Origin of the sequence: Paenibacillus sp. J23TS9, from assembly GCF_018403225.1 — a bacterium.
GTDB lineage: Bacteria > Bacillota > Bacilli > Paenibacillales > Paenibacillaceae > Paenibacillus_AQ.
In genome coordinates, this window is the sequence record NZ_BOSG01000001.1 from 975,838 (window position 1) to 988,706 (window position 12,869).

13 protein-coding genes are annotated in these 12,869 nt (G+C 44.8%); 7 read left to right on the forward strand and 6 right to left on the reverse strand.

Annotated features, from left to right (window positions below):
- Positions 1-42 precede the first annotated feature (42 nt).
- Positions 43-1,017 carry an AraC family transcriptional regulator gene (locus KJS65_RS04790; RefSeq protein ID WP_213648804.1) on the forward strand — a complete coding sequence of 325 codons (975 nt, stop codon included), beginning with the start codon at positions 43-45 and terminating at the stop codon, positions 1,015-1,017.
- Between the two features lie 33 nt (positions 1,018-1,050).
- On the opposite strand, the gene KJS65_RS04795 is transcribed toward KJS65_RS04790, so the two are convergent.
- On the reverse strand, positions 1,051-2,457 hold the full coding sequence (locus KJS65_RS04795; protein ID WP_213648805.1) for an ABC transporter substrate-binding protein: 1,407 nt from the start codon (positions 2,455-2,457) through the stop codon (positions 1,051-1,053).
- Positions 2,458-2,692: 235 nt separating this feature from the next.
- On the opposite strand from KJS65_RS04795, the gene KJS65_RS04800 reads away from it, so the two are divergent.
- From KJS65_RS04800 to KJS65_RS04810, 3 genes are all read left to right on the forward strand, one after another.
- Positions 2,693-3,577, forward strand: a complete 885-nt coding sequence (locus KJS65_RS04800) for a helix-turn-helix domain-containing protein (protein ID WP_213648806.1) — start codon at positions 2,693-2,695, stop codon at positions 3,575-3,577.
- A 234-nt stretch (positions 3,578-3,811) separates the two neighbouring features.
- On the forward strand, positions 3,812-5,206 hold the full coding sequence (locus KJS65_RS04805; protein WP_213648807.1) for an ABC transporter substrate-binding protein: 1,395 nt from the start codon (positions 3,812-3,814) through the stop codon (positions 5,204-5,206).
- Positions 5,207-5,252: 46 nt separating this feature from the next.
- On the forward strand, positions 5,253-6,488 hold the full coding sequence (locus KJS65_RS04810) for a family 16 glycosylhydrolase (protein ID WP_213648808.1): 1,236 nt from the start codon (positions 5,253-5,255) through the stop codon (positions 6,486-6,488).
- Between the two features lie 146 nt (positions 6,489-6,634).
- Here the strand turns inward: KJS65_RS04810 and KJS65_RS04815 are convergent, their stop codons facing one another.
- The 5 genes from KJS65_RS04815 to KJS65_RS04835 all read right to left on the reverse strand — a co-directional run bounded on the left by KJS65_RS04815 (position 6,635) and on the right by KJS65_RS04835 (position 9,158).
- A complete protein-coding gene (locus tag KJS65_RS04815; RefSeq protein ID WP_213650640.1) occupies positions 6,635-6,931 on the reverse strand; it encodes a YxcD family protein in 297 nt (98 codons plus the stop codon).
- Positions 6,932-6,937: 6 nt separating this feature from the next.
- Positions 6,938-7,384, reverse strand: a complete 447-nt coding sequence (locus KJS65_RS04820; RefSeq protein WP_374706135.1) for a hypothetical protein — start codon at positions 7,382-7,384, stop codon at positions 6,938-6,940.
- A gap of 146 nt (positions 7,385-7,530) precedes the next feature.
- Positions 7,531-8,091, reverse strand: coding sequence for a PadR family transcriptional regulator (locus tag KJS65_RS04825; RefSeq protein WP_213648809.1), 561 nt, complete (start codon positions 8,089-8,091; stop codon positions 7,531-7,533).
- Positions 8,092-8,221: 130 nt separating this feature from the next.
- Positions 8,222-8,797 carry a beta-class carbonic anhydrase gene (locus KJS65_RS04830; RefSeq protein ID WP_213648810.1) on the reverse strand — a complete coding sequence of 192 codons (576 nt, stop codon included), beginning with the start codon at positions 8,795-8,797 and terminating at the stop codon, positions 8,222-8,224.
- A 25-nt stretch (positions 8,798-8,822) separates the two neighbouring features.
- Positions 8,823-9,158 (reverse strand): iron-sulfur cluster biosynthesis family protein, encoded by a 336-nt coding sequence (locus KJS65_RS04835; protein WP_213648811.1) that lies wholly within the window; start codon positions 9,156-9,158, stop codon positions 8,823-8,825.
- 131 nt (positions 9,159-9,289) lie between these two features.
- On the opposite strand from KJS65_RS04835, the gene KJS65_RS04840 reads away from it, so the two are divergent.
- The 3 genes from KJS65_RS04840 to KJS65_RS04850 all read left to right on the forward strand — a co-directional run bounded on the left by KJS65_RS04840 (position 9,290) and on the right by KJS65_RS04850 (position 12,828).
- On the forward strand, positions 9,290-10,807 hold the full coding sequence (locus KJS65_RS04840) for a carboxypeptidase M32 (RefSeq protein ID WP_213648812.1): 1,518 nt from the start codon (positions 9,290-9,292) through the stop codon (positions 10,805-10,807).
- Positions 10,808-11,011: 204 nt separating this feature from the next.
- Positions 11,012-12,022 (forward strand): ABC transporter substrate-binding protein, encoded by a 1,011-nt coding sequence (locus KJS65_RS04845; protein WP_213648813.1) that lies wholly within the window; start codon positions 11,012-11,014, stop codon positions 12,020-12,022.
- 29 nt (positions 12,023-12,051) lie between these two features.
- Positions 12,052-12,828, forward strand: a complete 777-nt coding sequence (locus KJS65_RS04850; protein WP_213648814.1) for an ABC transporter ATP-binding protein — start codon at positions 12,052-12,054, stop codon at positions 12,826-12,828.
- Positions 12,829-12,869: the final 41 nt, after the last annotated feature.

Consider the following 12,869-nt stretch of genomic DNA (forward strand, 5'->3'; position numbering starts at 1 on the left):
CATCGTCTCAGGTTCTTGATGTTTTGAAAGGAGGATGTCTAAGTGTCATCTTTTCCAATACCACAGAATTTGCCGGCTTACCTAATCAGCAACTATCTTCCGTTCAATCTGTTTCAAGCAGAGCCCTATGGCAATGCCTTGTTTTCCTCTCATTGGCATGATCACGTTATGGAATTGATATACGTCGTAAAAGGTAGGATGCAGCTCTTCATTGGAGGCTATCCGTATATTGGAGTCGAAGGGGATATATTCTTGATTGAAGAAGGGCAAATTCATGGAGCATATTTACTAGAAAAGGAAGAAGTCCCAGAGTACTATGCTGTTCTAATCAATAAAACCATTTTGTTAACGGCGGAATCGATGCACATCGTTCATGAACCGTTATTGAATGGAAAGCTGTCTTTTCCCCGTTGCATTCAAGCAGGGGACGCTAACTATGAGGACTTGAAAGAATTAATTCTAAACATTGCTGGTGAATATAGTGCGAAAAAGAGTGGATACGAATTGGTCATTAAATCCTATCTCTATCAGCTTATCGTGACACTGACACGCGAATATGGTTATGAGGTTAATTACAGCAAATCCGAACGGGTAAGTCGAAGGAAAATCGAGGAGCTTCGTGACGTCATGATGTACGTAGAAGAACATTATGGAGAGCAATTCAACTTGAATGATATATCCAAGATCGCTAGAATGAGCCCTTATCATTTTTGCAGGACATTTAAAAAGATAACCGGACAAACGTTTATAGAGTATGTTAATTTATGCCGGATTAGAAAAGGGGAGGAAATGATCATAAATTCCAGTTTACCCATAACACAAATAGCTCACCGGGTGGGATTTAATAATATTAATTATTTTAACAGAGTATTTAGAAAATATAGGCTGTGCTCACCTTCCGAATTCCGTAAACAAACGATGCAAGCGATGGTTCATCCACTGAACGCAACTAATCATACAACAATATCCCCTCCAAGTTCACTCGAATCGTCTCTCATGGACACAAGAGATCATTGAGTATCTACTTAAAGGGGACGGCACGTTCTCATATTACTTTTTCGTGTTTCCTAACTGTGTTTTGGCCTCGGCAACTGCCGCCTCGCCCTCTTCCTTTGTAATTCTTAGAAATTCTTGTACATTCATATCGGAATCGGCAAACTTGGCAAGGTCAAGGTTCACGTATTGATCCCATAAGCTTTGTCTCGTCTGATAGTTTGCAGGAGTTAACTTGAATACGGAAGTCACATCTTGACCGACATAATTTTCGATGGCTGAGCCATACAGATCGGCAACCTCGGTAATTGCAGGACCGGATGCCATAGACTGGGCGATTTTCGTCTGATTCGGTACAGACACATATTCCTTCAGCACGCTGAATGCCGCATCTTTATGCTCGCTTGAGCTGGAAATGACCATCGGTGTAGTCCCTAAAACAGGACCGGTCGTTGGTTGATCTGCCCACACAGGAACAGGCAGCATAGCTACTTTGTTCTTTAAATATTCCACATCTTCAAATGGATTTCCATGAACGAAGTATGCAGTCCATGTCACCGTCATTGCCGCTTGTTTTTGTCCGAATAATTCACCATTTTTAGCTTCTTCAGATCGTACACCCGGGATGCTGTAATACTTCTTCATCAGTTCTAAATATTTCGTGAATGCAGGGTCTTTCGTAATGAGCACTTCGCCTGTGTCCGGATCGGTCTTATTCACTGCGAGTTCCTTGATCGGTACTGCGGCACCATCACCTGTATTCCCGTAGCCGCCGAGCTCAAGTCCGAGATAGGAGATACCATTACGCTGTCCAGTCATTTTTTTAGCCAAGTCAAATGCCTGATCCCAAGTCATAGTCTCTGTAGGATAAGGTATACCGAACAAATCAAATATTTCCTTATTGTAGAAGAGGGACAGATAGCCCGTTCCATCAGGAATACCGATTAACCTTCCCTCAATATCTAAGGATCGGATAGAGGATACGAGTCCTGGATTTAACGAATTGATATCGAAATTATGGTTTTTTGCTAATTCATCAAGTGGATAAATAACTCCTAAATTTTCTATTTCATGAACCCCATAGTTCGGAAAAATAATATCAGGATTCACTCCGCTAGCAAACAACTCCTGAAGGGATGCGGATTTGCACTCACATGCTACCATCTCAATATTGATATTGGGCAGCTTCTCATCAATTTCCTGAAACCGATTATTAAATATTTCTTCCCCCCAAGGAAATGCGACGGTGATTGTAACGGGATTATCGGCCGTTCCTTCGACTAGTGGTGTTTCTTTCGGCGTATCGGTTTCTTCGCTTTCCTGGTTAGGCGCCGTATTCTCATCTGCCGAACGAACTTGCTTATTGCTATCATTGTTATCGGTCGTATTTTCACAAGCAATGACAAAGGTGCATAACATCGCAAACAGCAACAAAATGGTCCAGCTTTTCTTTACTAATTTCATGTGAGACCTCCCGATCATTTTAATGTAAGCGGTTGCCGAATCGGATTTAATCCAATGCATGAAGTGTAAATTCAGCTGCCTTCATTCTAAATTGAAAAAATGATGGAGTCTCTATATAGCATTGCGCACTTGTTGGACTATATTGCTGATTAAATCTTCACACTACTTTCATGGAGTTTATTGTATCGTAAGAGCAGGGGATTCATCAGTCAGAAGGGAAGAAGGTGATTTTGTTGTGTATGATAAGCTTCCAGTCCTAAGTCCAGAGGAAACGATCCCGTTATTACAAGATCAATTCTATTATCCGCCTTATATTACGCTTGCCCATATGTACAAACCTCCGACAGGTTGGTTTATGATTCCTCAGGTGATTAGTCAATATCAGCTTTTATATGGGGTGGATGGGTCGGCAGAAAGTATAGTTGATGGCGTGAAGCATCCAATCGGAAAAGGGGATATTTATATTATCCGACCCGATGCTGTTCGTTCATTGCAACCATCAAAACATGATCCATACGTGGGTATAACCATTTCATTTCATTTTGGAGTGTCGAAGTCACCTCTTCAATCCCTATTTGAAAATGACTATTATAGGGGGCAAGATCCAGACGGCTCGTTACTCGGGAAACTAATTTCTTTAATTCAGGCCATTCAGCAAAAAAAATTGACGAGCAATATGCTTGCACAAGGATTGTTGTTACAAATATTATATGAATTGTCAAATAACATTCCGGTGGATGAAACAGCGAGACAAGCAACAAAAATCAACGCGAAAATGGTGAAAATCTGCAATTACATCAAAGAAAATTATAGTACGGCAATCCGTTTAGATACGTTAAGTAAGATGACGGGGCTGAGCAGAAACTATATCATACGGCAATTTCGCAAATGTTACGGCATGACACCGTCTGATTATCTGGCTACGATCCGCATAGAGAAGGCGAAGCAGCTCGCACTTGAAACCGACCTTTCGATCAGTGAGATCGCGAACCAGGTCGGATATTCAGAGCTGCACTCATTTAGTCGAATGTTCAAAAAACGAATGGGAATCAGCCTGAGTCAGTTTAATGCAACACTTATTTCATCAATCGATATCGTCTCCCCCCTAGAAGAATCTTAGGGGGTTATTTTTGTTATAAAAGTGTTACTCTGGGCTAAATACTTCCAAGGGTAAGCCAAGTAAACTATGAATTAAAGATTGGATTGAAAACGCCTACCGACAATAGAGAATTGTTCCAGTAGATTCAGGAATAGCCAAGGTTAAGAAATCCGAATCGACTGGCTCTTGCATTCATTTAATCCATTCTTTTCACATCGTTTTTATTTGTATTAATGAAAAAGGGAGGGTATCGGTTTGAGAAAAAGTGGTCAAAAAAGTCAAGGTCTGCTGTTCATGATATGTCTCTTGTTCATGTTCGTTCTGGGAGCATGTTCCTCATCAAAGAGCAGTGAAGTGACAAGTGAGAAGCCAGATACAACAGTATCAGCGGAAGGAACAAATACGAAAACCGATGAGAAAGCGGAGGACCCTGAACCTGTAGAAGTGAAGCAATTCTCGAATGAACCCGTTACGCTAAAAGTAGCCACACAATGGGGGGAGGAAAACTTCCAAAACAATTTTGTTCAAGATATGAAGGAGCTTGTTCCCCATATTACATTCGAATATGTCGATTGGAACGGAACGGCTGAGGGGATTCAGGAGATTAACAGCGCAGGGACGGTGGTTGATTTATTGACACCGAATCTGGGGGTGAATGTATTGCTCGATCTTGATATGGTACAGCCACTGGATGAGATGGTAAAAGAGTATGGGATTGATTTGAGCACCGTGGACCCTTCGTTTATTGCTCTGATTCGCTCTCAAGATCCAGAGGGACGGTTAATCGGATTGACGGGCAATGGAGGAATTTATGGCCTCTTCTACAATAAAGAGGTATTCGACCTATTCGGTGTTCCTTATCCGACGGATAATATGACTTGGGATGAAATTATTGACCTTGCTAAGAAAATGACAGGTACCCGTGATGGAAATCAATACGTAGGCTTGGAGTTCGGCTCGGATACGGTGGATGCTGCTCTGTTACAGCTATCCACAACATTGACGGATCCGGACACAGGGGAAGTGTTTTTGTCCAAAGATCCGAAGTTTACGAAGTATATGGAACTCATGAAGAAGATTTACAGTATCCCGAGCATATACAATCCGGAAGAACCAGATAAGTTTATGCAGAAAACAGCTGCCATGGAAATCAATTGGCATGGTTACCTGACTTGGTTCGGCGGGGAGACCCCGGAGGAAAGGGCGGAATTTAAGAAAGACATGGACATCTTGCCGATTCCATCCTGGTCTGACATTCCAGCGACAGCTCCAGCAGTTCATACGGCACCTACGGTAATTAACCCGTATAGCGAGAATAAAGAAGCAGCTCTGCAAGTCCTTCAAGCCATTATTTCAATAGATAATCAAACGAAGGCTACAAGAAAAGGTACAATTCCAGCTACATCCGATGTGGAAATTCGCAAACAATTTGGTGCCGACAATCCAGATCATCAAGGTAAAAATGTAATGGCGATGTTCCAAAATCAGTTTGCGCTTCCTCCGGTTAGAGCAAGTGTGTGGGATAAATTCGTTGATTTGAATGGGGCTATGAAGAAGTTTGCGACATCGGACATGAACATTCCTGAGTTTATTCGGGTGCTGGAAGAGGAATCTGCGATCAAGATTAAGGATGCCAAGAATAAAAAGTAAGAGCGTTTCAGACAAAATAGATGTACGGAATAGGAGCGAGTAAATCATGACAGATATGCTGCATAAGGAAGGCTGGACCCTTGTTTTTCATGAAGAGTTTGATGGGGAAACACTCGATCGGACGACGTTCTCACCTTACGGGTTATCCCATTGGAAGACGATAGAAGAAGCCGAGGCGGCTTATCAATTCCGCGATAGTTGTATCGTGTTACAACTGCCTGATGAGCATAAGCGTGTATCCGCTATTGTTACGGGGATGCGAGATGGACTGCATCGTTACGGTGATGATCTAGGGCTAAACCATCATGAACATGCCTTTATGAACCTTGTGACGAAATATGGTTACTTCGAGGTACGTGCGAAGGTGGCGAAAGGGAGCGGGCTTAATTCAGCTTGGTGGATGATCGGGTTCGAAAATAAGAAAGAACAGAATGCTGAAATCGATATTTTCGAAATGCTAGGCAAAGATACACGGTTACTGAATACGACCCTTCATTCATTACGTGATACGAAATTGAAGTATGCCCATATTCCGTATCGTACGGATGTGGACTTATCTGAAGATTTTCACGTATATGGCTTTGAGTGGGATGAATCCGGTATGAAGTTCTATCTGGATCATGAGCTATATTGGGAAGTCGATCAGTCACCGGATTATCCGATGGTTACCTTGCTGCAAATTAATGATGGTGATGGGGGATGGATTGGAGATCTGGACCGATCCATTCCTTATCCCAAGGAATTCCTCGTAGACTATCTAAGGGTGTATAAGCGCGAAGGAATGCCAATGGAGCTCATTCCGCTCGAAGGAAAGGAAGGCAATCTCGCCAGGTTTGCTATTAGCGGAGTAGGTAACGATATTACATGGGGAGATTTGTACAACGCGCAATCGCATATTTGTTATATCAATGACGGAGATCCGAATACGGCATTAATGAGCAAGCCGGAAGAATCATTACCTCACTATGTTTATCTGGATTGGGTGGGTATTCAAGTGTTTGATACGGTAACGTTATCGACACGGGCGGGCTTGAAGCAAGGCCCGACACAGTGGGATATTGAAGTATCCCTTGACGGATTAACGGATTGGCGTAAAGTGGGCGAGTCAGAGCAGGTTGCATGGAGCCACAATGAGGATGAACTGGAAACGCACGAAATCACACTAGCGCAAGTCGAACAGGCTAAATCGCTTCGACTGGTTATTCAAGCGTTCAACGGGAGTCAAGAGGCAGGGAAATATCTGATCCAGGATATAGCTGTCTATTTGAACACCAAGGTGTGATACACCCGCCTTAAGCGCATGAAACGGATAAGAACCGGCAGCCATTAATCGGATAAGCGTTGCATGAAGCTTTGGCATCAGCTACGTAACTTAGCTCCATAACGCGCAAAAAAGGTAGACATCGTAATGATGTCTACCTTTTATTTTTAATTCGTCTGCTGCACTTCCACATCGATCTGGGCTGTTATTTCCTCGTCCACGTCCAATGAAATCTGCTCACGGTAAGCACGAATGCCGTACTCGCTTTGTAGATAACGCATAATGGCTTCGATCATATTGGATTCAACCAGGTACTGACTGCGGCCTTCGGTCCATACCTCAGCGGAATAGCCAGTTTCTTCTTCCCAAAAGAGTTCGACTTGAACGTCTTGGGGACGAATCCGTTTGCGCTCTGCCATATGAAGGCAAATTGCATTAATAATTTCCTCCATTGTGAGTATCAGCATCGTTTAGTACCGTCCGTTACGTGGGTCCGGTTTACGCCGGTTCTTGAATGCCCTGTAAGCCGCAACCGCGAGGGAAATGACCACATAAATGGCAAAAAGATTGATAATCAAGCCTAAAATGTTACCGAATGCTCCCATACCGCCAAACATACCACCGAACAGCATGCCTGCGAGGCCGCCGATCATCAGGCCTTTCATGAAACCGCCACCGCTGAAGAATCCGCGCTTAGCCGTTGTACCTGCTGTGGAGTTGTTCGTATTCGTCGACTTTTTAACGTTATCAGTCGTCGTCGATTTCTTCGGTGTATTGGTGAAGCCTTTGGTGCCGGATCTGTAGCTGCTTCCACCACCACGTCTGGCATCCGCATTATCCGCCGGTACAGAAATTGCGAAGAAGAACGTAAATGCCATGACAATCATGATCCATTTCTTCAACGATTTGTTCATCATGAAGTAGAAAACCTCCCGAGTAATTTGCTGGCATGTTTGTTTGCCTACTATGCTTTACGTGCTTAGTATCTTAAAGTTTCATTTTTTGAAAAATAAAATATCAAACAGTTTAAATTCTTTCTTTCATAGAATTTTTTGAAGCATTTTTACTGCGCCGGTTGAGCCTGTGATTCTGTTGCTTGCTGCTCCTTTAGCATACCAAGGACCCATTTGCACCAATCCTGTCCGGCCGTTGCATTAAATATTCCCTTTTGGATCAGAATGTAATCATAAAATTCACGATTGCCGAATGTCCGCTTTTCTTCAGGGATTTTTTGCAGCATGTTGTTGAAGGATTCGAGCCTGCGTGTAAAATAAGCCTTTCTCGTCTCCACAATTTCGATCGCGTTATCGCGGTCAGTCATCCACATGCAAAACGTTTTCATAGACAGCTCGTCCCTGGTAACCGGGTCCGGAAGAGGCATGTACATCCATTCTTTCAGTTTTCGAATGCCGCTGTCGGTGATGGAGTAGATTTTTTTGTCGGGTTTTTCCGACTGTTTGATCCAATAAGAAGTAAGTAGTTCATTCTCCTCCATTTGTGCAAGGAGAGGATAAATTTGGCTGTGCTTGGCCTGCCAGAACGGCTGGATCTTTAGCATCACATCATAGCCTGAACCAGGTTCCCTGGCCAAAAAAGCCAACAATCCGTAGGATAACGTATTCATTTGCAATGTCTCCCATACGTGATATGTTCTTTCATCAAAAAGTGTACACTTAAACTGTATGGTTTTGCAACCGAAGTCACAAAAAAACACGGATACAGGTATCCGTGTTTTTGCATGCAAATGTAAAGAGTTATTTTTGTGAAATTTTTTCGTAGCCGTCGACGACCAGTTCAAGCGAGCCGGTGTTCGGATCGATGATCATGCCATGAACCGGCACGTCTCCCGGAAGAAGCGGATGCTTTTTGATGAGGTTGACGGTTCCGGTCACGCCGTCTTTGATGTTGTTGAAGCCCTGAAGCCAAGTATCCAGCTTGATGCCGGAATTCTCCAGGGTGGACAGCACTTCCTCGGAAACGCCGCGATTGCGGATTTCCTGGATCATATGATCAGCATTCAGGGCTGCCATGCCGCAGTCGAGGTGGCCAACGACGATGACTTCGTCCGCGCTCAGTTCATACAGGGCAACCAAGATGCTGCGCATCACGCTGCCGAACGGATGGGATACGATCGCGCCCGCAATTTTGATGATTTTGACATCGCCGTTCTTCAGATTCATGGCTTTAGGAAGCAGTTCCACCAGACGGGTATCCATGCAAGTGATGATGACCAGCTTTTTATCGGGAAACTTGCCTGTCAAGTATTGTTCATACTGTTTTTCTTCCACAAATTGATGGTTATACTCCAGAATTTCTGAAACGTGGCTCATAATACATACACAACCTTTCAAGGATTTAAGATTCGTCTTCGCGCTTGTCCAGCAGTCTTATATTCTGACCATACAACTGGCTGTCTCCCGAAAGACGAAATGATGGGTACGTCTCTTCCGAATCCAGATAAAGATGTTCTTCAAAATATACGGCATGAATCCGGTTAATGAGAAAAGGAACTCCATTGCTATGTAGGATTATATCATGTTCATCCTGCGCAGGGAGAATCCACAAAGCCGGTATACCGTTGACCCCGCAGCCGCAGCCCTCAGAGTCAAAGACAAGCCTGACAGGCGAAGACTTGCTGCCTATTTTCTGGCGGAGAAAGCGTTCCGCGCGTTCGGAGATTTGAATATTCATGGTGACTACAGGCTCCTTTACTCAAAATGCAGGTTTGAAGACGAACGATTCGTATTAAATATTGATTATACTTTCCTCAAAAAGTATCATCAAGAGGTAAGACAAAAATACGTGGCGAGGTGAATCTTGGAATGAATAACGATGTAAAGGCAAAATTGGAATCTTTTAAGGAACTCGTGCGCAAAATTGGCGCATATACCGAAGCGATTTCCCTGATGCACTGGGATCTTCGTACGGGTGCACCACGCAAAGGCGTGGAACTTCGTTCCGGAGTCATCGGCACACTGTCTGCGGAGCAATTCAAGCTGCGTGTATCGGACGAAATGGGAGAATACATATCCTTTTTCACAAACCCAGAAGTCGACAGCCAACTGGATGAAACAACCCGTCGCGTGGTGAAGGAATGCAAAAAGGATTACGAAGAAAACAAACAAATCCCTGCTAAAAAAATCGAGGAATTCTCCGTGCTTTCTGCACATACGCAGACCATCTGGGAAGAAGCAAAGGAAAACAATGATTTTGCTTCCTTCGAGCCGAATTTGACCAAAATCGTAAGTTTGCTGAAAGAATTTATTCAGTACTGGGGTGTTAAAGGCACGACTTATGACACGCTGCTGGATAAATACGAGCCGGAATTGACCGTAGAAAAGCTGGATGAAGTCTTTGGCAGATTGCGTGACCGTTTGGTACCGCTGGTTTCCGCTATACAAGCATCTCCCAGCAAACCGGATACGACATTCCTGGATCAAATTTTTGAAAAAGAGCAGCAGGAGAAAATGGGCCTCTTTATCCTCGAACAAATGGGTTATGACTTTGACGCAGGACGTCTTGATGAAAGCGTCCATCCATTCGCTACGGGGTTAAACTCTGGCGACGTACGGATTACGACCCACTATCTTCAGGATGATGTGACCAGTGCGTTGTTCAGTTCCCTGCATGAAGGCGGACATGCACTGTATGAACAAAATATCAGCAAAGACCTTGCCGGCACACCGCTCGCGCAAGGAACTTCGATGGGCATTCACGAGTCCCAATCCCGTTTATGGGAAAACATAATCGGCCGCAGCCGCGCGTTCTGGGAACGCTATTACACAGATTTGCAAAAGCATTTCTCGCAGCAGCTTCAGGATGTAAAGCTTGAAGACTTCTACCGCGCCGTTAACCGTGTGGAAAACTCCCTCATTCGGATCGAATCCGACGAGTTGACGTACAACCTTCATATCATTATCCGCTACGAAATCGAGAAGATGATCTTTAATGAAGGATTGGAAGTCAAAGATCTTCCGAAAGTATGGAATGAAAAATATCAGCAATATCTTGGCGTCACGCCACCAAATGACAGTCTAGGCGTACTGCAGGACGTTCACTGGTCCGGAGGGGATTTTGGTTATTTCGCTTCTTATTCCCTCGGCAACATGTACGCTGCCCAAATCATGAATACCATGAAAAAGGAGCTGCCTGAGCTGGACCGGTATATCCGTGAGGGCAATCTGATTCCAATCAAGGAATGGCTGACCGAGAAAATCTATCGCTTCGGCAAAAGCTTATCTCCTGCCGAGATCATCATGCAAGTAACCGGAGAGGAACTGAGCCCGGATTATCTGGCTGATTATCTCGAAGAGAAGTACAAGGAAATTTACAAGCTGTAAGCTGCTGAATTAAGTACAAGCTTACAAAGAAAGCTCCTGAGTGTTCTCTGCAACGTTTATGTTGCGGAAGACTTAGGGGCTTTTTTTGTGTTGTGAACGATCGGTCTATCTACCGTGAGTCATTTTTGATAACAGTTTTATTTAACCCTTTGCTGGGCGGATGCATATGATGGCATATGGCTTGAAGAGGATGGAGGAAGGCATATGCTGAAGAACAAACGAGGGATTTGGATCGGACTTTTCTCTCTTGTCCTGTGCGGAATGATCTTTTCGGGATGCTCCGGCAGCAAATCCGCGGTGAAGGTGAAAGTGGGGGAAGTCACGCGGTCCGTTTTCTATGCCCCTGAATATGTGGCGCTGGAAAAAGGATTTTTTAAGGAGGAAGGACTGGATGTCGAGCTGCAAACGATCCCTGGCGGCGACAAAACGATGACAGCTCTTTTATCAGGGGCCATTAATGTGGCTTTGGTCGGATCCGAAACATCCATCTATGTGTACCAGCAGGGTTCGGATGATCCGGTCATCAATTTTGGTCAAGTCACGCAAACCGATGGCACTTTTTTAATGGCAAGGAACCAAGAAGGCAAGCTGGATTGGAACAATGTGAAAGGGAGTGTTTTCCTGGGTCAGCGTAAAGGAGGCATGCCGCAAATGGCAGGCGAATTTACACTGCGCAAGCATAACATTGATCCCCAGAAGGATTTGAAGCTGATCCAGAATATTGATTTTGCGAATATCGCCTCTGCCTATTTATCCGGGACGGGGGATTATGTGCAGCTGTTTGAGCCGCAGGCATCTATTTTTGAAAAAGAAGGAAAAGGCCATGTCGTTGCATCCTTCGGTGAGGAAAGCGGCCATTTGCCGTATACGGTATTTATGAGTAAGCAGAGCTACATCAAAAAGAACAACGATACCGTACAAAAATTCACGAATGCGCTGCAGAAAGCGCAAAACTGGGTCCAACAGCACAGTCCTGAAGAAATTGCGGATGCCATCCTGCCTTACTTCAAGGACGCAGATAAAGAAATTATCATCTCTTCCGTCAAACGCTATAAAGATCAAGGTACGTATGCTGCGGATCCGATCGTGGATGAAACCGAATGGAATAATCTGCTCGATGTCATGAGCCAGGCTGGAGAACTGAAAGAGAAAGTGCCGGCAACAGCGATCGTCGACAACAGCTTTGCCGAAAAAGCCAAGTCATTCGTGAAATAGCATTCCAATGCCGAGAGGAGAGTGGAAGCATGGAGCCGGTAGTTGAATTACAGCATATTACGCATGTTTACGTCAGTGACCGCGAAGCATCACTGGCCCTGGACGGATTGGATTTGAAGGTGTTTCCGGGGGAGTTCGTCAGTCTTGTCGGCCCAAGCGGGTGCGGCAAGACGACGCTGCTCTCCATTGTAGCTGGATTGCTCAACCCTACGAAAGGCGGAGTGTTTGTCTACGGGCGCAAAGTGGAAGGACCGACGCCTGAAGTAGGATACATGCTGCAGCAGGACTATTTATTCCCTTGGCGCACTATTTTTGAAAATGCCTCGATCGGGCTTGAGCTTACAGGGAGACTGGATGATAAACAACTCGCCAGAACATCCTCTTTGCTTGAGGAAATGGGGCTTGAGGAAGCCAAAAATATGTATCCGCAGCAGTTATCCGGAGGAATGAGGCAGCGAGTGGCTCTGGTGCGGACGCTGTCTACTGATCCCGGTCTGCTGCTGCTGGATGAGCCTTTTTCCGCACTGGATTACCAGACTAAGCTGCAGCTGGAGGATTTGATTTCGGAGACGCTGCGTGAGAAGAATAAAACGGCAATTTTGGTTACCCATGATTTATCCGAGGCCGTAGCGGTCAGCGACCGTGTTATCGTGCTTGGAAGCCATCCGGGAAAGATTCGCAGAACTTTTGAAGTTCCGGAGCATATTCGGCTCGCAAGGCCTTTGGTGGCCAGGGAGCAGAGTGGCTTTAATGAACTGTTTCATGAGATTTGGCGCGAAATGGAGAGCGCCGGGGATAAGGAGTGAGGGTAGATGTCAGTGCTGAACAGCCGGATGAACACGAATAC

Coding starts and splice junctions, on each gene's coding strand:
- KJS65_RS04795 (WP_213648805.1), bottom strand. CDS start 2,457: ATGAAATTAGTAAAGAAAAGCTGGACCATTTTGTTGCTGTTTGCGATG.
- KJS65_RS04810 (WP_213648808.1), top strand. CDS start 5,253: ATGACAGATATGCTGCATAAGGAAGGCTGGACCCTTGTTTTTCATGAA.
- KJS65_RS04820 (WP_374706135.1), bottom strand. CDS start 7,384: ATGATGAACAAATCGTTGAAGAAATGGATCATGATTGTCATGGCATTT.
- KJS65_RS04825 (WP_213648809.1), bottom strand. CDS start 8,091: ATGAATACGTTATCCTACGGATTGTTGGCTTTTTTGGCCAGGGAACCT.
- KJS65_RS04830 (WP_213648810.1), bottom strand. CDS start 8,797: ATGAGCCACGTTTCAGAAATTCTGGAGTATAACCATCAATTTGTGGAA.
- KJS65_RS04835 (WP_213648811.1), bottom strand. CDS start 9,158: ATGAATATTCAAATCTCCGAACGCGCGGAACGCTTTCTCCGCCAGAAA.
- KJS65_RS04840 (WP_213648812.1), top strand. CDS start 9,290: ATGAATAACGATGTAAAGGCAAAATTGGAATCTTTTAAGGAACTCGTG.
- KJS65_RS04845 (WP_213648813.1), top strand. CDS start 11,012: ATGCTGAAGAACAAACGAGGGATTTGGATCGGACTTTTCTCTCTTGTC.
- KJS65_RS04850 (WP_213648814.1), top strand. CDS start 12,052: ATGGAGCCGGTAGTTGAATTACAGCATATTACGCATGTTTACGTCAGT.